At 54.2% G+C, this 21,599-nt stretch carries 11 protein-coding genes; 4 read left to right on the top strand and 7 right to left on the bottom strand.

All coding sequences use genetic code 11. The features are described 5' to 3' along the window. Nucleotides 1-213: 213 nt before the first annotated feature. From SH573x_RS12140 to SH573x_RS12120, 5 genes are all read right to left on the bottom strand, one after another. On the bottom strand, nucleotides 214-3,333 hold the full coding sequence (locus SH573x_RS12140; RefSeq protein WP_479355357.1) for an efflux RND transporter permease subunit: 3,120 nt from the start codon (nucleotides 3,331-3,333) through the stop codon (nucleotides 214-216). Nucleotides 3,334-3,338: 5 nt separating this feature from the next. Next, nucleotides 3,339-4,832, bottom strand: coding sequence for an efflux RND transporter periplasmic adaptor subunit (locus tag SH573x_RS12135; RefSeq protein WP_479355356.1), 1,494 nt, complete (start codon nucleotides 4,830-4,832; stop codon nucleotides 3,339-3,341). A gap of 216 nt (nucleotides 4,833-5,048) precedes the next feature. Beyond that, nucleotides 5,049-5,516, bottom strand: a complete 468-nt coding sequence (locus SH573x_RS12130) for a hypothetical protein (protein WP_479355354.1) — start codon at nucleotides 5,514-5,516, stop codon at nucleotides 5,049-5,051. A 1,186-nt stretch (nucleotides 5,517-6,702) separates the two neighbouring features. Beyond that, complete coding sequence (locus SH573x_RS12125; protein ID WP_479355353.1) at nucleotides 6,703-8,475, bottom strand: ABC-F family ATP-binding cassette domain-containing protein; 1,773 nt, start codon at nucleotides 8,473-8,475, stop codon at nucleotides 6,703-6,705. 765 nt (nucleotides 8,476-9,240) lie between these two features. Next, the gene (locus SH573x_RS12120; RefSeq protein ID WP_479355351.1) at nucleotides 9,241-10,566 is read right to left on the bottom strand and encodes an outer membrane protein assembly factor BamB family protein; all 1,326 of its coding nucleotides are present in this window, start codon (nucleotides 10,564-10,566) and stop codon (nucleotides 9,241-9,243) included. 565 nt (nucleotides 10,567-11,131) lie between these two features. On the opposite strand from SH573x_RS12120, the gene SH573x_RS12115 reads away from it, so the two are divergent. Both SH573x_RS12115 and SH573x_RS12110 read left to right on the top strand, forming a co-directional pair. Beyond that, nucleotides 11,132-12,049 carry a DUF1559 family PulG-like putative transporter gene (locus SH573x_RS12115; protein WP_479355350.1) on the top strand — a complete coding sequence of 306 codons (918 nt, stop codon included), beginning with the start codon at nucleotides 11,132-11,134 and terminating at the stop codon, nucleotides 12,047-12,049. Then, complete coding sequence (locus SH573x_RS12110; RefSeq protein WP_479355348.1) at nucleotides 12,033-12,452, top strand: hypothetical protein; 420 nt, start codon at nucleotides 12,033-12,035, stop codon at nucleotides 12,450-12,452. The genes SH573x_RS12115 and SH573x_RS12110 overlap by 17 nt, the downstream gene beginning before the upstream one ends. A 19-nt stretch (nucleotides 12,453-12,471) precedes the next feature. Here SH573x_RS12110 and SH573x_RS12105 read toward each other — a convergent pair whose 3' ends face one another. Beyond that, nucleotides 12,472-14,025 carry a hypothetical protein gene (locus tag SH573x_RS12105; RefSeq protein ID WP_479355346.1) on the bottom strand — a complete coding sequence of 518 codons (1,554 nt, stop codon included), beginning with the start codon at nucleotides 14,023-14,025 and terminating at the stop codon, nucleotides 12,472-12,474. A 403-nt stretch (nucleotides 14,026-14,428) separates the two neighbouring features. Here SH573x_RS12105 and SH573x_RS12100 point away from each other — a divergent pair, with 403 nt between their 5' ends. Continuing rightward, nucleotides 14,429-15,772 carry a basic secretory protein-like protein gene (locus tag SH573x_RS12100; RefSeq protein WP_479355344.1) on the top strand — a complete coding sequence of 448 codons (1,344 nt, stop codon included), beginning with the start codon at nucleotides 14,429-14,431 and terminating at the stop codon, nucleotides 15,770-15,772. 168 nt (nucleotides 15,773-15,940) lie between these two features. Here SH573x_RS12100 and SH573x_RS12095 read toward each other — a convergent pair whose 3' ends face one another. Then, nucleotides 15,941-17,692: a CotH kinase family protein gene (locus SH573x_RS12095; protein ID WP_479355343.1), complete on the bottom strand. Its 1,752-nt coding sequence runs from the start codon at nucleotides 17,690-17,692 to the stop codon at nucleotides 15,941-15,943. Between the two features lie 745 nt (nucleotides 17,693-18,437). Here SH573x_RS12095 and SH573x_RS12090 point away from each other — a divergent pair. Then, nucleotides 18,438-21,581, top strand: coding sequence for a response regulator (locus SH573x_RS12090; RefSeq protein WP_479355341.1), 3,144 nt, complete (start codon nucleotides 18,438-18,440; stop codon nucleotides 21,579-21,581). Nucleotides 21,582-21,599: the final 18 nt, after the last annotated feature.

The following is a 21,599-nucleotide window of genomic DNA, read 5'->3' as shown; positions in this document are numbered from 1 at the left end:
TCAATTTAAAACGCAGAGACGCAGAGCCTCGCAGAGAAAACCAGTTGGTATCCTCTGCGATCCTCCGCGTCTCTCTGCGTTTTTAATTTGCTCCGGACTAGCTGAGTATCAAAATTCCCAACTACCTTTGCACGCTGCGCCATCCAGAGGCGTGAGGTCGGTCGATAATTGGGTTAGCAGGTGCTGAGCGGCTGGGGACAGCCGCTCTACATGTCAATGCGTAAACTCGGACATGTCGACCGGTTCGGCTGCTGGCTCTTTGGGTTCGAACCAGCGGTAGATGGTCGGCAGCACCAGCAAGGTCAGCGCCGTCGAGGTGAACAGGCCGCCAATGACCACTGTGGCTAGGGGTTGTTGAACCTCGGCCCCGGAACTCGTCGACAAAGCCATCGGAGTAAAGCCCAACGCGCCACAAGCCGCTGTCATGAGCACCGGCCGTAGACGATCCATCGCTCCACTAACAACCGCGTTTCGCTGACTATCGCCAGAGTGCCTGAGGTGCCGCACATGTTCGATCAACACCACGCCATTCATCACGGCAATACCGAAGAGCGCAATAAAGCCTACGCCGGCAGAGATGGAAAAAGGCATGTCACGAAACCATAGCAGCATGATGCCGCCAGTGGCGGCGATCGGTACGTTCAGGTAGATCAACAGCGCTAGCTTCACTGAGTTGAACGTCATATACAGCAGGGCGAAGATTAGGATAAGCGCAACGGGTACAGCTATGGCCAGGCGTTTACTGGCTTGTTGCAAGTTTTCGAACTGGCCTCCCCAGCGCAGCGAGTAACCAGCGGCCAGTTTGACATCGCGTTCTACTACTTCCTGTGCTTCGGCGACGAAGCCGGCCAGATCGCGACCATTCACATTGCACTGCACCAGAATGCGCCGACGAATGGAATCACGGCTGATTTCTACCGGGCCTTCTTCTACGAAGATCTTGGCCAACTGGGAGAGCGGGATTTGCCGCCCCTCGGGATCTTCGACTTTCAGTTCCTTGATTTGTTCAGCTTCCTCGCGCCACTGGGATTTCAAGCGCACTTGTAACGGAAAGCGGCGTTGGCCTTCGAACACTTGCCCTACTGGCATACCACCCACAACTGAGACAGCATCCAGGACTTGCCGCGCGTTGATGCCATACAAGGCCACTGCATCTCGATCTACCACGATACGCAGGTATGGCAGACCGGCGATCTGCTGAGCCTGCACATCCGCCGCCCCAGGAACCTTGTTTAACGCCGCTACCAATTCGTCGCCTTTGCGTTTGAGTTCATCCAAATCATCTCCATACAAGCTCAAGCCAATATCCGAACGCACGCCTGCGACTAACTCTTGTACACGCAGTTCAATCGGCTGAGTGAAGCTGTACGCATTGGCCGCAACCTGCTCAGTCAAGCTGGAGCGCATCTGCTTGACCAACTCTGATTTGGTGAGCCCCGACTTCCACTCATCGACGGGTTTTAGACGCACAATGATGTCCGTTTGGTAAACTCCCATCGGGTCGTTGGCAATCTCTGGACGTCCGGTTTTCGATACAACTGTCTCCACTTCCTCGAATTCCATCAGGCAGCGCTCGATGGCTTTGGTCATCTCGATCGAGGTTTCCAGCGAAACGCTCGGCAAGCGAGTGGCCTGAATGGCAATGTCGCCTTCGTCCAGTTTCGGTACAAACTCGACTCCAAAACGAGACGCTGCCACCATGCTCAGTGCAAACATGATGACCGATAGGCTCAGCATCAACGCAGGCCGAGCCATGGCAAATGCCAACATGGGTCGATAAGCCAGTTTGATCCAGCGGACTAGAAACGTCTCGTGCTCTTTAATGCGCCGTGCCAGAAACAGCGAGGCCATGACGGGCATGACTGTCACCGCCAGAACCAAAGCCGCAGAAAGTGCAGTCATGAATACGAAGGCCATCGGGCGAAACATTTTGCCTTCCATGCCTTGCAAGCTGAGAATCGGAATGAAGACGATGATCACGATCAGTCCGGCGAAGAGAATTGGTTTGCCAACCTCTTTGGCTGACTCGCGATACACGCCCAGGGGTACGTGATCTTGCTGATGCGTTTTGCGATAGTGCGCAGCCCGCCGTACACAGTTTTCAATCATCACGACGGCACCATCGACGATGACGCCAAAGTCCACTGCGCCCATGCTCATCAAATTGGCAGACACTCCCGCATAACGCATGGCAATCAAGGTCGCCATCGCGGATAGCGGAATAGCTGCTGCCACAATCAGCCCCGCGCGCACGTCGCCCAAGAGCAAAAAGAGCATAATCACGACCAGCAGGACGCCCAGTCCAATATTCTCGGCTACCGTGTGAATCGTCTTCTCCACCAATTCAGTTCGGTCATAGAAGGTTTCGATAACCACACCTTCAGGCAACGACTTTTGAATTTCGGCGATCTTGTGCTTCACATCTTCTACGACTTGCCGCGAGTTGCCTCCCATGATCATCATGACCATCCCGATCACTGCCTCGCGCTCCCCATCCCGCGTAACGGCACCTTGACGCAGCATGGGCGCGAACTGCACATCTGCCACATCGCGCACGCGGACTGGCACCCCGTCGTTATTGGCCAGAATGATCGAACTGACATCGGACAATGAACCAATCAAGCCTTCGCCACGGATCAAGCGTTGTTCGGCACCATGCACGATATAACCACCGCCAGCGTTTCCATTGTTCTCTTGCAGCGCTTGGAATACATCGCTCAGCGACAGGTTGTAGTCCTGCAACTTGATAGGGTCGAGTTGCACTTCGTAGGTTTTGAGTTCGCCACCGAAAGTATTAACTTCAATTACCCCGGGCACGCTACGCAGCTGAAAAGCGAGTTGCCAATCGAGAATCGTGCGCAAGTCCTTCAGCGAGTGATCAAAACCTGGCTCGGCGCGGACCTCGAACTGATAGATCTCGCTCATCCCGGTAGCAATTGGACCAAGCTCGGGCGTTCCCATTCCCGGCGGGATCTCCTCCTTGGCTCGCAGCAGACGTTGACTGACGATATTGCGCGCCCAGTAGATGTCTGTTCCATCATGAAAACTAACCGTCACCGCGCTCAGTCCGAAACGACTGATCGAGCGGATCTCGTCGACGTCCGGTACGCCGCTCATGGCGTTTTCAACCGGGAAGGTAATGAACTGTTCGACCTCAATGGGTCCAAGTGCCGGCGCATTGGTGAGTATCTGCACTTGCACGTTGGTGAGATCGGGCACTGCATCCAGTGGAATGGTGCTGGCAGCAAACGCACCCATACCCAACGTAACGATGGCCAGCAACATGACTATAAAGCGATTGTTCAACGACCATTCTATGATGTGGTTAACCATGATTCTTATTCCTCACCCAGCAGGCCTTCGAGCATCTTCGACTTAAGGATGAACCCGCCGGTGGTCACTACGGAGTCCGTCTCGTCTAGCCCCATCTCAATGACGGTTCTACTTGCGTTCTTAGGACCGAGTCGAACGTCGCGTCGTTCGAATTGATTGTCGCCCAGAGATAAAAAGACGAACTGTTGACCTTCGTGCTCCATGACGGCATCGTTGGGGACTTGTAGAACCAGTTCGTCACTCGGGCCCGATTCGAATTCAACTTGAACGAACATGCCTGGTTTCAATAGACTGTCGACGTTAGGCGCCACGGCCCGCAAGGAGACGGTGCGCGTCTTCTCGTCCATGATTTCACCCGTGTAAAAAATCTTGGCTGCGAATTGACGATTCGGCCAAATTGCATTCCGAACTTTCAGAGTCTGGTCTTTCAGCGCGTCGAGAAGCGGTAGATCTTTCTCGTAGATGTTGGCTTCGATCCAAACGGTCGATAAATCGGCGATGGCCATGATCTGCGTATCAGGACGCAGTTGTTCACCCAACACAACATCTTTGCTGATCACGGTGCCCTTAAAAGGCGCGCGAATCAGATAGTCCGACACGGCTTGCTTTTGTTGCTTGGGGTCAATGTCGGCGATGTCTTCTTCGCGACAGCCCATGATGCTCAAGTTTGTGGTGCTGACTGCGACCCGCGTCTCTGCTTCCCTGACTAGCTGCGAGGCTTGCAGTAGAGACGTCTTGATCTCATATTCGACTTGTTCAATTCGTGCCAAGAAAGTGGCCAGGTCAGCATTGCGGGTCGACTGCGCCCAGACCAACTGCTTTGATGAAATAGCGCCTGAGTCGGCGATACCCGAGAGCCGCTGGACATCGGCTTCGGACTTCACATAGCTCGCATAGGCTTGCAACAGCTTTTCACGATAGTCACCCATCGACCGTCCGGAGAATTGCGTCTGAATTTCCGCAATCTCTTCTCTTTTCCGCAGTGCATCGAGCAGTGCTTTGGTGTTGCCACCCAATTCTTCTTGCAACTTGAATTTCAGCGTGGCTAGCTCGAGAGCCAGCTTAGCTTGAAACAGATCTAGTTTGGCTGTGCCCACTTCTCGACTGTGCACAGCCACCAGCAAGTCACCTTCGTTGACCACGTCGCCCAGTGCAACTTTTACACTTTCTACCTGCCCGCTAACGATAGGATAAATGTGTGCCAGCTTCTCTTCATTGAGAGAAACTCGCCCGGTCAGGCTGATCTGAATCGCGAACTTGTCTTTGATGGGCTTGCCAGTTTGAATGCCTGATCTTTTGATCTGTAGCGGGGAGACGGTGAGCTTGGGCATCGGAGTCGGCAGAGCCTCAGACGGCTGTGATGGCTCGCCCGGAGCCTGGCCCACAGCGGCCTGTAAGCCGATTGCTACCGACATCAACCACATCATCACGAACATGATCTGTCGGGTACTAAGCCTATCGGTCGAGAGAGAGTCAAAATTGCGCTGAAGTGCATGCATGATTCGTTGAGCTTGCAAGAGAGTGAAAGTAATGCTTAGAGAGATTCGCCGTAGCGGAAACCGTCAAGGCTTTCGTTAGCGACAAGTTTGATCCGTAGCGGAAGCCGTCAAGGCTTTCGTGGGCGACACGTTTGATCCGTAGCGGAAGCCGTCAAGGCTTTCGTGAAATCAGGTGTCCGAAATGCTTGACGCATTCCGCTACCCTGGAGGCGAAGATCAACACGTCCAAACGCAGAAGCGAATGCGTTGGCAGATTCCAGGGAAGAGATTGAAGTTTGGTGAGCCCTGCAACTGGCCGATTGATCGGTCTTCTTCCAGTACTTCGTGCGGGCTGAGGCCAGGCGTCGCAGGCAAGTCCGCTTGGCAAGTCGTCGTTGGCCACGAGGACGACTGAGGAGATGACTGAGAAAGCGCCAAGTCATCGCAGCCATCGATCGGCGAGGAACTCGAAGGCCGAGGTACGAGTGTCCAGTGGATATGGGGTTGGTCAAATGCGACCTCAGCCTGAAGGTCGGTGTGCTGAGCAAGCATATGTCGCGCGAGCACGTCGGCACTCACGCCGGCTTGTCCCAGCTCAGCATGCGAGTGAACCAGCGGTCGCGGGAACGGGCACGCAACAATCCACAGCAGTAGCCAGCCAAGCCAAGGCATCTGTCGTCCGCGCTGGTGCGATCGAAAGATCATTTGACTTGTGTGCCCCTTTGGTGTGAAACTATTCTGAAAACCTGGACTCAAACCCTCAGCTTACTTCAATACCCGTGCAATGTCGAGCGCCACCTCGCCTGGCGGCTAACTCGTTTAACCCGCAGCCGAAGGCGAGGCAATCGCAGGAGTTCACGTCCACGACCAAGTAACCACCTTAAGCCACCAGATGCTCAGGTAGATGCAGAATTGGTTAGAGGGTGCGGCCTCGCCTGGCGGCTAACTCGTTTAACCCGCAGCCGAAGGCGAGGCAATCGCAGGAGTTCACGTCTACGACCAAGTAACCACCTTAAGCCACCGGATACCGAGGTAAACGCAGTGTTGGGTTAGAGGGTGCGGCCTCGCCTGGCGGCTACGGGTTAAACGAGTTACGCCGAAGGCGAGGCGAGCGCAGGAGTTCACGTCTACGACCAAGTGACCACCTTAAGCCACCGGATACTGAGGTAAACGCAGTGTTGGGTTAGAGGGTGCGGCCTCGCCTGGCGGCTACGGGTTAAACGAGTTACGCCGAAGGCGAGGCGAGCGCAGGAGTTCACGTCCACGACCAAGTGACCACCTTAAGCCACCGGATACTGAGGTAAACGCAGTGTTGAGTTAGAGGGTGCGGCCTCGCCTGGCGGCTAACTCGTTTAACCCGCAGCCGAAGGCGAGGCGAGCGCAGGAGTTCACGTCTACGACCAAGTGACCGCCTTAAGCCACCAGACGCTCAGGTAGATGCAGAATTGGTTAGAGGGTGCGGCCTCGCCTGGCGGCTACGGGTTAAACGAGTCACGCCGAAGGCGAGGCGAGCGCAGGAGTTCACGTCCACGACCAAGTGACCGCCTTAAGCCACCAGACGCTCAGGTAGATGCAGAATTGGTTAGAGGGTGCGGCCTCGCCTGGCGGCTAACTCGTTTAACCCGCAGCCGAAGGCGAGGCGAGCGCAGGAGTTCACGTCTACGACCAAGTGACCGCCTTAAGCCACCAGACGCTCAGGTAGATGCAGAATTGGTTAGAGGGTGCGGCCTCGCCTGGCGGCTACGGGTTAAACGAGTTACGCCGAAGGCGAGGCGAGCGCAGGAGTTCACGTCCACGACCAAGTGACCACCTTCAGCCGCCAGATACTGAGGTAAATGCAGTGTTGGGTTAGAGGGTGCGGCCTCGCCTGGCGGCTACGGGTTAAACGAAGTTATTCCATCGCACTTAGTTCGAGCCAGCGTTGTTCGGCCAGGCCAAGATCCATTTCGACGGCTTTCAGTTCGTTGTGCAAGCGTAGAGCTTCTTGGGGATCGGTGGCTTGCATCAGTTGATCGTTGATCTCGCGGCGCTGCGCGTCGAGGCTCTGCACTGACTTTTCCAGTGCCTTCAGTTCCTTTTGGAGTTTCTTATTTTCGGCTGCGGATCGTTCGGGTGGACCACTGTTTTTTCCATCGCTGGGTGGCTTGGTCTTAACTGGGCCGCGTTCACGTTCGCCGTCGTCGATCTCTTTGTTAACGTAGTACAAGTAAGCTGCATAGTCGCCATTGTAATTGCGAGCACAGCCGTCGCGAACTTCCACAATGCTCGTGGCCACGCGCTGCATGAAGTGTCGATCGTGACTGGTAAAGATAACTGTACCTTTGTATTCCAGCAGCGACTCAGCCAGCGATTCAACCGTTTCCACATCCAAGTGGTTACCAGGTTCATCCAGAACCAAGACGTTGTAGGACCCCAGTAACAAACCCGCCATGCACAGTCGAGCTCGCTCACCGCCAGAGAGCACTTGAACTTTCTTGCGTATATGGTCCCCGCGAAACAGGAGCGAGCCAGCCACGGCCAAGATCATTTGATTGGTGGTGCCGACAATCGCTTTGGATTCCAGGTATTCGAGCACCGTTTGTTTCGGCTCTAACGAACTGTATACGTGCTGCGCATAAACACCAACTTCGCAACCATGGCCCCAGCGCACTGTACCGGATAATGGAGTCAACGAACCGACTAGCGTGCGCAACAGGGTGGTCTTACCTTGGCCATTGTCGCCCACGATCGCCGCGCGTTGACCATGCTCGATTTCAATGGTGATATCATTGGCCACGGTTCGATCGGGGTAACCAATGGCGACATCAATCGTACGTACCGCGGGACCTTTGCGTGGAGCAACGATCGGGGCGCGAATGGCCGCCGTTGGCAAGTCAGCTTCGATCTCGACGGTCTGCAGTTTGTCGAGCATGCGGCTCTTCGATTTCGCGCGACTGGCCGTACTGGCGCGGGCGCGGTTCTTGTCGATGAATTTCTGCAGCGCCTTCTGCTTGGTCTGGATCGTGGCATTCTCGCGCTCGTCGTGCATGCGACGTTCGGCTTGAAACACCAAGAACTCTTCGATCTTGCCGGGATACATGGTCAAGCGCCCGCGAGTCAAATCTAGCGTGTGATCGCAAGTGGCTTGCAGAAAAGCGCGATCGTGCGACACGATCAAGGCGGCTTTGTTGAAACCTCGCAAAAAATGCTCGAGCAGAATCTGGGTGCGCAAATCTAAGAAGTTGGTCGGTTCATCCAACAGCAACAAATTCGGTTCGTGCAGCAGCAACGCAGCCAGCTTGACGCGTGTTTGCCAACCACCCGACAACTCCGCGATCGGCCCGTTGAGATACTTGCCCTTCAGTTCGAACTGTCCCGCTACTTCGCCGCACTTCCACTCCGGTTTCTGGCTGTCGCGGATGAGAAAGTCCAGCGCCGACTCACCTGGCAAGAACGGGTCATGCTGCCGCAGATAGCCGACCTGCAGTTGAGGGTGACGGATAACTTCACCCTTTTCTAACTCTTCTTCACCTAGCAAGACACGCAACAACGTCGATTTGCCCGCCCCATTGCGGCCGACAAAACCAACTTTGACATTGTCGGTTATGGTAGCGTCGGCATCGTCCAGCAAAACTTGATCGCCGTAGCTCTTCTCGGCCCCTTGAATCTGTAAGAGTATGCCCATGGATGTCGTTGTTCGCTGTTCATTCGAGTGGCTGAGCCGCTGCCGGCGTAAATACGTGAAGTGGTATTTTAACGTCGATCGAATTTCTCAGAAGGGCAGTAGATTTGCCTCCACTGACCTCGCGTCAGTGGAGGCACGACTCGTTGGCTAGGGACAGCTCCTGCCCAATGCCCCGCGCCCTTGCGCTTACGCCAGGGTTGCGGCTGGGCGAAAACCATTTTCAGGGTTTGCCGAACCAATTGCCGTATGGAATTTTGGGCGAGACTCCTCGCCGCCTCTGCGCGTCCCCAGGGATCGCTCGCGGTACCACACCCTGAAGACTACCTGGCTCTGCATCCCACACTCATTCCGATTTCGACGGCGAACTGATCTGGCATTACGGTCTGTTTGCTTCAAAAAACGGCCCCTAAGCTCGCAGACAGTCTTTCGATTCAAACCCTTCTCGCTGAAGCGATTCGCCATGGACCTTGATCCCCGCGACGAAAACTTTATTGGTGAAGCAATTCACAGTGAAGAAGCAGCTCTGCGGTATCTCAAGACAAACTGTCTCTCGGCTGCACAAACACAGCGAGCGTATCTGCGGAAAAAACTGGCCGAACGATGCTGGAGTCTTAAGGCCTGTGCCAATTCCTTAAACTGTCGGACCAGCGAATTCGTATTGCAGCTTGAAAACGCCGGCTTTGGTTACTTGGTTCATCAACTTGTGCTCGTTTTTCCCAAGAGTTGCCAATCAGAAAAACCACTGTTTATACGCCAACGCAATAATCACTCCGCAGCTTGGATGCAGTACAGCATGCTGCCTGAGCGGATGATCAGCCGGTTTTCCACGACTGCGGCTGCGTATAACACTTGTCCAGTCGGGGCGCTGTCGCCGGCGGCTTCCGTGGGCAGAGGCCAAAGGACGTTATCTGCAAGCGACTTGCCGGTTGAAAGTGAAACTACGGAAGTCGTACCTTTCTGACCAAACAGATACACGTGGTCGCTCGATACGATGGGTGTCGCCCAAATGCTGCCCGACTTGACACGCTCGGCCGATAGTTCTTCTCCAGAACTGGCATCCAGTTGATAGAGTACGCCAGCCCGATTGACAAAGATGGCGCGACCGTCAGCGACTACCGGACTACCGAAGCTGCAGCTCGCTTTCTTGGCCTGCCACACATAGGCAGCTTCGAATTTATTGTCCGCGTTCAAGGTGACTTTGATCACACCGTTCGATGCTATTGATTTTCCGGCCGATGCTTCGCCACGCCCTTCCGAAGCCCCGATCAGAAAACGATCTTCACCCAGTGGTATCGGCGTGCAGGCAGTGTTGTTGGCAATTCCTGTAAACTCCCAAAGCCTGTTTCCAGTTGCAGGCTCAAAGCCAACCAACTTGCCGCTGGCGCTGCAAACCAAATGCTGCGCGCCACCGACGGTGACCAGCCTGGGTGAACACCAAGTCGTAGCTCCCAGCCCCACCGACTTCCAAACATTCTGCCCTGTTGCTTTGTCGATGGCCAAGACATACGGCTCTTGGCTGCGCTCAACCCATACAAACAAGAGCTTCTCGTTTTGCTCCAGCGAGGAAGCCAATCCATGCCGCGCTTCGATGGGACCATATTCGGCCACCAAATCTCGTTGCCAACGTGGATTGCCCTGGCGATCAACGGCGACCACTAGTCCACCTTCGCAAAATGCATAGTAGCCTGCAGCATCGCAGGTAGGCGATGGAGCTGCCCGGCTGACATAGTTGTTGTTTTCGGCTTTGGTTGGATTGGTGAAGTCGCGCTGCCAATTCTTGTGTCCATCGTCCAGGCGATACGCACTGATGTGAAACTGCTCTTTGTTGTCGCCGCTGACCGATGTCACGATCAGTTGATCGCGATCGATGATGGGCGACGATTGGCCGTACCCAGTGATGGGAGACTTCCAAGCAATGTTTTCCGTATCCGACCATTGCAGTGGCAGCTTAGGGGAAGCTGCGAGTCGTTGACCACCATTCTGAAAGCCGCTCCACTGCGCGGCATCCGGCTCGGCACCATTGGCGCTTCGGTAGGTGGCAGTCGACATGCAGCAAATGCACAGGAAGGTGACTGCTAATTTTGAGTTCATGGAATTGATACCCATCATGGAGGACAAAAATTGTGCAACGAATCGAATTTGGCGGTCAACAACCACTGCTCTTGGCGTTGACATCTCCTTCTACACTGAGACTTTGTCTCAACTAGTTTAGCCATTCAACAACCCCAAGCAAGTCGAACTGCCGCTTGGAAGGCAACCGTATCGTCACTTTCACCGGTTGTCGATAAATGCCAGGGAAACGTGGCGATTTCTGGGAAGAAGCGATGCCAGTCTTCTCGAAATTTTTTCACAGTTAGCGCATAGATTGCTGGGCAGTTCGCCCCTCATTTCACCCACCCAAGCCCAGCATCAGGTCCGTCGCGAGGCGCGTTTGCAACTTTTTCACATCGCCTATTGACAATAATCTGCAGCCCAGGTCTATTGTTGAGACTGATTCTCATCAGCACCAAGCGAGCCATTGCGGCAGGTCAAAAGGGCCTGTTGAAGCCAGCCAGGTAGAAGTCGTTCAAAGAGCGTTTTGAGCTGATCGCCGGGCGTGGCAGTATGGCTACGTTCAGGCGAGCGGCTCTCCAGTCTTCTTCTTGGAGTTGGGCAAATGTCTAGTGTTGGTGCTCGGTCGTTGCGTTCGGCCTTCACTTTAGTCGAGCTACTGGTGGTGATCGCCATCATCGGCATTCTGGTTTCCTTGCTATTGCCGGCAGTTCAAGCGGCCCGCGAAGCGGCCAGGCGAATGCAGTGCAGCAACAATCTCAAGCAAATCGGTCTGGCCTTGCATAACTACGAAAGTAGCTACAAGGTTTTTCCCCCCGGTTCGATCTATAGCAACTTCATCAGCGGCTTTGCTTCGATTCTGCCTCACTTGGAACAGGGCAACCTGGTTCAGTCGTACAACTTTAGTTTGTACTATACCCATCCAGTTAACGTGGCGGTCAGCCAGCAGAAGATTCCAACCTACATTTGTCCCTCGGTGGACTTTCATCGCGAAGTACCTTCGAGCGTGCTGAGCGCAAGTGGCAGTCCTGTCGAAGTTGGCTCTGGTTCCACGTATCTGCTCAACGAAGGCACGGGCGATTACATGACCAACAGCGATGGCATTTTTGGTGCCGTGTGGGGAACTCTGGGTACAACCGTTTACTCCAACCGTCCGATTCGCTTTGCGGACGTGACCGATGGTACGTCGGGCACAATAGCCGTGGGCGAAACCACCTATGACTTCAAAGACTACCTATGGAGCGCGACGACTCCTGGGGGTTTGGGAGGCACACCGCGTTGGGGTACCGCGCGGTGGATCGTCGGTTATCCACGTATCGCGATGGGCTCGACCAAATATCCTCTAAACGTACACGTGATGCCCAATATCGGCGGCTACACCAGCATGCATGTGGGCGGGTTGCATTTCAATTTTGTCGATGGCAGTGTTCGCTTCTTGAGTAACACGACCAATGGAGACATCGTCAAAGCGATTTCGACGCGCGCCGGTGGAGAGGTTCAGTCCAATGACGCTGGCCTCTAAGTTCTGTGTTGTGCTGGTAGTTGGTTGTTTACTGGCTGGCTGTGAACAGTCAGTGCCGACCTATCCAGTCAAAGGCATGATCAAGCTCGATAAGAAACCAGTTAAGAGCGCTGTCGTCGTGTTCACTCCCAATCCCGCCACGGAGGGCGCTGCGGGGGCGAGCGTACTAGCGCAAGACGGCCAATTCGAGCTTGACTCTAGGGCCGGCTTGGCCGCTGGCCAATACAACGTAACGGTCAGCGATAATAAGCCAGAACTGGAAGAGTTCGAGGCGCGGCGATTTGCCGGCAAGCCGCCCATACCGCGAGCGCAGATACCTCTGCGTTACTCGCGCGCTAATGAACTGCGCGTAACTATTGACGGAGCTCGCAGCGACGTACAATTGGAACTCAAGAGCAAATAAGCCCTCCTCAGAAGCTGCTTCAGATCGAAACACCCAGAGCTTCTTGCGCTGCGAGGTAGCCCGGAGAACTGCGCCCAAACTGGCTGGCGGTGACGCGGGCGAGCGCCACCAGTTGATTCCAGCGAAATGCCGGACGGAGCGTGGCGAATTCAGTTGTTGCGGTATGGAAATACTTCTCGGCGTGCAGCGCTCCATCTTCGCTGGTCGCAAAACGCAATAGCAGTTCCATCAGCGGTTGTTCAGAATGACCTAGTTCGCCATAACGTTTGACCAGTGCAGCGCTGCGCATCTGGTCTTGGTTACGAATCGCCATATTGGTTTCATCGAGCAACTGCTTGATCGACTCGCCACGGACTTCTGCCAGTTGCTCCGAGGTAGGAATGGGCTGAGCGCTGGAGTTTCCGGTTTGTCCGGCCGTGTGAAAGGCGGCCACGATCAGAGCCGAAACAGCTTGAGGTTGATTGCACACGCAGACGATATTGCGCCACGCGTTGGCTGCGTCCGAAGCATGGACGCCAATCGAGTCACCATGGCAACTGCCGGCTGGCTTCTCTGCGTTGGCCCATTTTTCAGGTCGTCCCTTATCATGCAACACCAGCTTGTTGGCTGCGATCGAGATGGCCTGACAAATCTCATCGGCCGCAAAGCCATCACGGAAGGCTTGGGCAACAGCATCGGCCGCTTGCTCGCGACTGCTACTGAATATGGTCGTGGCCAGCTCTTCCATCCAAGTATCATCGCCACTACGTGTACCTGCTGAACGTCCCAGCAGTTGGTATTGGTCGAGCAACCTGGGCAAGATGTTGCGAATAGCCGAAGGAGTTCGGTTGTTCGCCAATATTTGTTGTTCGGTGCTGGCGCAATAGCGCACCGATTGTCGCAACATACAATTTGCCCACTTGGTCCCGGCGATATCGAGTGTATCCATCGCCCGCCAGGCCAGTACGACTCGGTGTACATCGACTTCGTCGTCAACTTCCATCATCAAGTGATTGAAGGCTTCGCCCTCAGGCAGATCTCTCATCGAACTGAACACGCGATCCGCGCGCTCGATGTCACCGGTTCGGGCAACGCTACGCAGAAATTCACCTGCGTTCTGGTTGGCTGGAACCGGCTCTGGTGTCACGGCATGGAGGACTTCATTGGCTCTGCCACCTTGAGCTTGGATGCGTACTGCGTTGCGATGCAGGACTTTCAAAATCGGTAGAGCCTGTTTCTCGGTCGGTAATTGCCTGGCCATACGATACGCCGGAGCCAAAGCCATGAAAGTATGAAAACCGATATAGTCTTGGCCACCAAAAGTCCGCGCATTGGCCAAGGCGCCCGCAGTTAACAGAGTAGCCAGGTTCTCACCTCGTCTGATACGCTGCGCGAGCTCGCGCACGAGCGCATCAGGTTCAGTTGCTTGCATCAATTGCACGAGCGGTTCAAGATCGCCAAAAGTTAGAGCTTCTGGTGTTTCGTCAGCCAGGCAAAAGCCCAGTCCTAATTCGCTGGCGCAAACTGTGCCCACGCCTGCCACGATCATCCCTTGTCCCACTTGCTTGAGAAGCGTCCGCCTGTGAATCGACATCTCTGGCTCCTTTGGTGTGCGAGGTTTAACGCATTGCGATACGAACGCTAGTCTATCGCTGCCAGGAGCTGCTAAGCAAACACTTTGTTTGATTGGCAGTCAAATAGTCTCCTTTCGCTCCGCGAAAGGCACAGATCCTTTTGCGGAGCAAAAGCAGACATTTCACTCCGGCATCGATATCGGAAAGTGGCGCATGAGTATGTGGTATAACTGAGTGAACTGCTTGGTCTCCATTCGCTCCGCGAACGGCCAATCCTTCGGCGGAGCGACTCTACTTTTATTGGCGACGAAATTAGGCTGGAATTGAATGGTGTATAACTGGGTGAATTGCCTTTGTCTCCTTTCGCTCCGCGAAAGGCAAACCCTTTTGCGGAGCAAAAGGAGACACTGTTCATGGCTGGCCGTGGGGTTGTCGCTTTGTCTAAACGCCTTGGTGATAGCCGATATCAAGGTCGAGACGGAAGTTTCGCGGTCGTCTGAGTGGTTTCAATTCCAACGCATCAAGTTGCCAGCCATCAATGATGTAGGGGCCCAAGCCAAGTGGTCATTGATTCGCGGCCGAGCGGATGAGAATTCAGGCAAACCCCATGTCTTAAATGACGGCCAGATCCCGGCGACGGAAGATGCGCCTCGCGAGAACTTCTTTCTCTCCGCCGGCAGTGACGGTGGAGTGTTGCTGGCCGACCTCGGCTCGCAAGTTGATATCCAGGAAGTGGTCAGCTATTCCTGGCATCCCGGTTCGCGCGCTCCCCAACGTTACAGCTTGTATGCCGCCTCTGGTCTCGACGAAGGATTCTCTGACTCCAAAGTAGACGCACAGAACCCGTTGAGCGGCGGCTGGAAATTGCTGGCCGAAGTCGATACACGTTCGGTTGGTGCAAAACGTGGTGCAGTGGGCGCTACGCTCGGCGGCCAGCATGCGGCGGCGATTGCCAACGGCTCAGCCGGCCTGGGGAAATTTCGTTATCTGCGGTTCGACATCCAAGCCACCGATGCCAACGATCGTTTCAGCCACACTTTCTTCAGCGAAGTCGACGTTTACTCGCAAGAGGATCGTCAAGTACAACCTATAACCGTTCCGGAAAATCAAGCGCTCCGTTTCGCAACCGCCGATGACCAATTTCAATTTATCATCGATGCCACGCATGCGCCCGACTTAGTTGATTGGTCCGAAACGAAACTGAAATTGGTCATCCAAGCTTGGTATCCGAAGATCGTTCAGATGTTACCCAGTGAAGGCTATGTAGCGCCCAGGGAAGTTACGTTTCGTTTTTTGCCGGGTGAACGCATGCGCGGCATTCCGGCTTGGGCTCAGGGTTCGACGATCTCCATGAACGCCAATTGGTTTCGAGGTGAACTCGATCGCGAAGCCCGCGGAGCGGTGGTCCACGAAATGGTTCACATCGTGCAGAACTATCAAGGCTCGCAAGGTCGAAATTCGCGGCGACGACAAACGCCGGGGTGGTTGGTAGAAGGTATCCCCGACTACATCCGTTGGTTCTTATACGAACCTGAAACCAAAGGCGCACTCTTGAACAAACCGACTCTGGCTACCGCCAAACATGATGCCAGTTACCGCGTCTCCGCCAACTTCATCGACTTCGTTGTACGCAAATATGATCGCCAAGGCGACCTGATCTCGAAATTGAATGCGGCTCTACGAGATGGCAACTACACACCTGACACCTGGAAACAACTGACCGGCAAGTCAGAGTCGGAACTGGCCAAGGAGTGGCAATCCCAGTAATCAACCTTGCGTGTCGGCTGCACCTCAACCAGGTAGCGGAATGCGTCAAGCATTTCGATATGTGTGCTGCAGCGGAATGCGTCAAGCATTTCGAAATGTGTAGACCTCGCAGAACCGAAAGCCTTAACGGCTTCCGCTACATGTCGCGCGGGTATCTGACAGCCGTAGCTAAGGTGCGCCGCGATTGAAGAACCCCCCGCGGACTTGGGAGATCGTCAAATCGAACTCGCCTTCGATGGTCTCTTCGGGTTTCAAGCTAACTTTAGTGAGAGTAAGTGTGCCGCTAACGGTCCGACCACCAAAGGGTGAAAATGGAGCACCAGGGCGAACGTCATCCATGAATGAGCCATCAACTTCAAGCGTTTTACCGGCGCTTTTCTCTAGCACATCTAGCGGTATGGGCAGGACAATTTGAAATCGGCCAGCGTTGCTGGTCTTGATACCGCTGAGCATGATGTTGCCGGTGGGTTTCATGGGAGCAAACGGTCCGCCAAAGCCGGGGAATCCACTACGCGGTGGTGGATTCACGGTTGCGCCCATCTTTTCAATCTCAGCGATGCGCCCATCCAATTCGAGGTTTAATGTCACTTGACCAACTGTGCTGATATCGTTGGGCGGACGGTCTGACCAACTGGCGGTAAAGCTGCCTATGGCTTTGCCGTTGTGAACGATGTACATCGGTTTGCGAGGGCGCGGCGCAGCAGTCACTGGCCAGTCTTGCAGTTCGCTTTGAATCATCTTCTCGCGACGTTTGATAAACTGGCGCATGGACTTCATTGCCCGCGGAGCGCCCATCTGCCGCGCATGAAGATGAGGCGTCAAGACCTGCTCCAAGTCATCGATCGTCTTGATCAAGTCATCTTCTTTCCAGAGTTCCGTCAGTATCTTTTCCAGCGTTTGTTTATACCGAGCCGCAATCCTCTCGTCGTGATACAGACGGTTGGTGAGCATACTCTCGGTGTAAACCGACAGAGGTCCGCGTGGACCAAAGCCAGGAAAACCGCCCGCCATAAAAGTCGCATCCGCACCCCAAGGTATGAAATAGAATTTTCCGTTGCCCGGATCCTCGTACAGCCAGTAGTTGTTTTGGTTGTTGCAATATCCATCCCAAAAGCCGATCAGGCTTTCTATGGCCCAGTAGTTCAGGAAGTTGTCGATATCCACTATGTCACCGACCGCTGCCACATCCAGTGGCCCTTCAGCGGCGAGCAACTCGGCTAAACGCGTGAGCTTGGAGCTATCGTGATCTTTCTTGTTGGACTTGATTTCTATTCGATCAATGGCCTTGGGATAGAAGTCGGCCAGCGTGCCTTCGTAGAGATTTCCATTGGCCTTGCCAAAACGCCGTTTGAGAAAGGGTTTCCCGATCGACTCGACGTTACTGTAGACACCCAAGTACACGCCGTTGACAGTAACTCGCGCAAAATTGCAACGCGGAGCGTGTACCGACGCGGCGTTGAACAACTTGTAGGTGAGGAATTGAGTGACCAGCGGCGCGTCTTGTTTGTTGTTGTTCAGCGTCAAAACATCAACACCGGCCATCGGCTTTTGATCTTCGTATTCGTCGAACTTGACCTTCAACGACGGGAAGTGATCATCCAGCGAGCCAATAAAGCCCTTCTTCCGCAGTCCCACTGATTTTATAGTAGTGCCATCAATCGTGATGTCCGCTTTGAAGTACGTGAAGGGGTCCTCGATCTTGCCTGCGAATACTTTGCCGGGATCGCGAGTCTGCGCACACAACAGCTTCCAGTCTTCGTCAGCGACTCGAATTGAAACTTCAACGATCCGCTGCTCGTTATAGAAACGATCGTCATTTAGCTCTTGAGCGGCTGCGGGCAACGCATACGCCAATGCCAAACACATTCCAGCCCAACAAGCCGCCAGGCGAAAAAACAAATCAGATTTAATAGCGGTCATAAGCACGTGGACGCGTCCAATTCGGGATTAGGGCACACTTCGCCGGATCCGATATCATCGAGACTAGGCACACCGTGAGCAAGACCACGTCACCTCTCCAAGGCTTTGCCTTGGGGAGGTCGAATCGAGCGCTAGCAAGATTCGGGAGGGGCCACAGCATCTAGCCGATCTCGCCAGAGATTGGAAATTGATCGGTAACGCATCCAAAGTCTGGCGACTTCGGCTACAGGACAGTCCCCTCTCCGAGGCTGTGCCTTCCTACTCCTACTCCTACTCAAGTACAACTTTCAGATAGGCCAGGCTCTGGGGCTTCGATGCCGACCGCAAAATCTCGGAAACTCCAGCCGATCCACCCGCAGTCGATCAATTCAACGACAAACTGTGGGTCTGGGACTTGCAGTAAGCTGCCACCTCTCCATGCGCAGCATGGGGAGGTCGAATCAAGCGTAGCAAGATTCGGGAGGGTCGAGTCCTGGGCTGTAGCCGAAGTCGCCAGACTTTGGACGCGTCACCAATCAACTTCCCATCTCTGGCGAGATCGGCTACACGTCAAGACCCCTCCCGAATCTCGCTATGGCTCGATTCGACCTCCCCAAGGCGAAGCCTTGGAGAGGTGACTGTCACCTCCGCCAGCGAAGCGCACGCACATGTGACGAAGTACGTTGCTCAATCGCTCTATCCTGGATACGATCGTCACTGGGCCGATGATCTTTTTTGGTCATCATTTCACAGAAGAGTTTCTTAGATGTTGCGATTCGAACGCAATCCCTCGCCGGCGCTGGGGTGGGGCATCTGCCTGACCATTCTGGCAGTGTTCTTGGCTGATAGTTTTACGGCTCTGGGTTTCGCGGAATGGGTGCTGTATTTACTGCCCGTGGCGATGAGCCTCTTTTTGTGGCGACCCTCGCATGTCGCTGCGGTGGCCATCGTCTCGGGCATGCTACTGATGCTGGGCCTCCTGACCAGTCCCAATGGGGTCAGTTCAAACGTTGCACTCACCAATCGCAGTCTGGGATTGGTAACCATCGTGATAGTGGGTGCCGTTTGTTATCACTCTGTTCGTCAGAAACTGTCCGAACGTCGGCAAGAGTGGTTGCAGGAGGGGCAGGTACACTTGAGTCGCAAAATGGCCGGCGAACAAACGCTTGAATCACTTGGCCGTCACGTACTGAGTTTCTTTGGAGAGTACGTCAATGCAACCTGTGGTTTGTTATACGTGCGCTTTGGCCAACAATATCAATTGGTCGCCAGCTATGCAGTTCCTCCTGGCTGCACGCCGCCGGCGACAATCGAATCGGGACAAGGGGCCGTGGGCCAAGCCGCCCGCGATGAACGCACCTTTCATTTGAAGAATTTGCCCGATGATTATTTACGAGTTGGCTCGTCGCTGGGCGATATGGCGCCGCGAGCTGTACTGGTCTGTCCAATCATCACCGACGGCATCGTCTTGGGCGTACTGGAACTCGCGTTTGCTCAATCGACCTACAACACGGACGAGGAACTGCTAAAACGCGTGTGTCCTTCGATTGGTGTGGGCATCAAGGCTTGCCATTATCTGCGCAGGCAACAAGAACTACTCGAAGAAACCACTCGCCAGAGTGAAGAACTACAAGCTCAAAGTGAGGAATTGCGAGTAAACAACGAAGAGCTAGAAGAGCAAAGCCGGGCACTTAGAGAATCTCAAGCCCGGCTTGAGTTGCAGCAAGCCGAGTTGGAACAAACCAATTCGCAACTCGAAGAACAAGCATCGTTACTCGAAGCTCAGAAGAATGATTTGTCGCGTTCCAAAACACAACTCGAAGCTCAAAAAAGGGAACTCGAACGTTCCAGCCGCTACAAGTCCGAGTTCCTGGCGAACATGTCGCATGAACTGCGCACGCCACTGAATTCATCGCTGATTCTCTCTAAATTGCTCTCAGACAATAAAGACGGCAATCTGACAGCGGAACAGGTCAAGTTTGCGCAGACAATCAATAGTGCCGGCAACGATCTGCTGACTCTGATCAACGACATTTTGGATTTGGCGAAGATCGAATCTGGTCGCCTGGATATTCGTCCAGTCACTGTTTCGCTCAACACCGTAATTGATGGACTGCGTACCACATTCGAGCCCATTGCAGTTCAGAAGAGTGTAAGGTTGCGAACCGAACAGTTGACTACATTCCGCCAGATTCACACTGACGTGACGCGTTTGGATCAGATCCTCAAGAACCTCTTGTCCAACGCCTGCAAATTTACTGAGCATGGCGAAGTTGCTCTAATCGTTCAAGATGGCCTGAACGGCAATCTTGAGTTTCAAGTCCGCGATAGCGGTATTGGCATCCCAGAGAATCAACAGGAGATCATCTTCGAAGCATTTCGCCAGGCCGACGGAACTACCAATCGCAAGTACGGCGGCACGGGATTGGGACTATCGATATCGCGTGAGTTGGCCAAATTGCTGGGCGGACGGATTAGCTTAAAGAGCGCGGTCGGGCAGGGCAGCGTCTTCACTCTGACCCTGCCGCGCAAACTGGAAGTGCCGGCGACAAATGGCGAGTCGGATTTCACGAGTCATTTTGCAGCAGTCGAAGTAGGCTCAACTGCGACTGAAGAGACGCCCGCGGATCTTCCTATGAAAACTGACGAAGTGCAGTCAGTGGGACGGACTGAAATCCCATCTCAAACGACACAAGTGAGTTTCACTGGCCAGACTCGGCCCGACCAACGCACGATCTTAGTGATTGAAGATGATCCGTCATTTGCAGAAATACTTGGCGACTTGGCTCGAGAGCAGAACTTCAACTGCTTGAGTACCGCGACCGCCAATGAAGGCTTGAGCCTGGCGACGCGGCACTTGCCGTCGGCGATCATCCTGGACGTTGGCCTGCCAGATCAATCGGGTTTATCGGTGCTCGATCGACTCAAGCACGACGTGCGGACGCGCCATATCCCCGTGCACATTATCTCCGGCAGCGATTACACAGAGACTGCATTGTCGTTGGGCGCGATTGGATACATGCTCAAACCCGTCATGCGCGAACAGTTGGTCCAGGCATTTGAAGACCTGCGCGAGCGGTTGGCCCAGGCCATGCGCCGCGTCTTGATTGTCGAAGATGATGAAGTGCAATTGAACAGTCTGAAGTCGCTCTTGGGTTCGCCAGATGTAGAAGTGATCGGCGTGCGCTCGGCCAGCGACTGTCTGGAGCAACTGAAACATACAACCTTCGATTGTATGGTCCTCGATCTGAGCCTACCGGACGCCACTGGGTTTACACTGCTGGAAACTCTCAGTCGAGAAGATCGATATTCCTTCCCGCCGGTAATTGTGTACACCGGCCGCGATCTTTCCAGCGAAGAGGAACACCGTTTGCGTAGGTATTCCAAATCTATCATTATCAAAGGAGCACGATCCCCCGAACGGTTGCTAGATGAAGTCACACTGTTCCTTCATCAAGTCGTACAGGAACTGCCGGCCGAACAACAGGAGATGCTTCGTAAGGCTCAGAGCCGCGAGAGTCTTTTAGAAGGTAAGCGCATACTGGTGGTCGAAGACGATGTACGTAACGTGTTCGCCTTGACCAGTATTCTCGAGCCCAAGGGCATCGCGGTCGAGATTGCTCGCAATGGTAAAGAAGCGTTAGTGTCATTGGAAAAATCAGCCAAGGGTCCGGTCGATTTGGTCTTGATGGACCTAATGATGCCCGAGATGGATGGACTGACTGCAATTCGAGAAATACGTAAGCACAAAAAGTGGTCGAGCTTGCCAATCATCGCTCTAACAGCTAAAGCGATGAAGAACGATCATCAAATGTGCTTGGAAGCAGGGGCCAATGATTACATGGCCAAGCCTTTAGATGTGGAACGGCTGATCTCTTTGATTCGGGTATGGATGCCGCGGTCGACTTAATTACTGAAGGAATCATCT

It is taken from the genome of Rania fehmarnensis (genome assembly GCF_056494185.1).
Note: the sequence above shows the minus strand (reverse complement) of the source record. Positions and strands in the feature narration are given on the sequence as shown.

Bases quoted from the DNA above. Each gene is read 5' to 3' on its own strand.
- SH573x_RS12140 (WP_479355357.1), bottom strand. From the start codon at position 3,333: ATGGTTAACCACATCATAGAATGGTCGTTGAACAATCGCTTTATAGTC.
- SH573x_RS12115 (WP_479355350.1), top strand. From the start codon at position 11,132: ATGTCTAGTGTTGGTGCTCGGTCGTTGCGTTCGGCCTTCACTTTAGTC.
- SH573x_RS12125 (WP_479355353.1), bottom strand. From the start codon at position 8,475: ATGGGCATACTCTTACAGATTCAAGGGGCCGAGAAGAGCTACGGCGAT.
- SH573x_RS12110 (WP_479355348.1), top strand. From the start codon at position 12,033: ATGACGCTGGCCTCTAAGTTCTGTGTTGTGCTGGTAGTTGGTTGTTTA.
- SH573x_RS12120 (WP_479355351.1), bottom strand. From the start codon at position 10,566: ATGAACTCAAAATTAGCAGTCACCTTCCTGTGCATTTGCTGCATGTCG.
- SH573x_RS12135 (WP_479355356.1), bottom strand. From the start codon at position 4,832: ATGCATGCACTTCAGCGCAATTTTGACTCTCTCTCGACCGATAGGCTT.
- SH573x_RS12090 (WP_479355341.1), top strand. From the start codon at position 18,438: ATGTTGCGATTCGAACGCAATCCCTCGCCGGCGCTGGGGTGGGGCATC.
- SH573x_RS12105 (WP_479355346.1), bottom strand. From the start codon at position 14,025: ATGTCGATTCACAGGCGGACGCTTCTCAAGCAAGTGGGACAAGGGATG.
- SH573x_RS12095 (WP_479355343.1), bottom strand. From the start codon at position 17,692: ATGACCGCTATTAAATCTGATTTGTTTTTTCGCCTGGCGGCTTGTTGG.
- SH573x_RS12130 (WP_479355354.1), bottom strand. From the start codon at position 5,516: ATGATCTTTCGATCGCACCAGCGCGGACGACAGATGCCTTGGCTTGGC.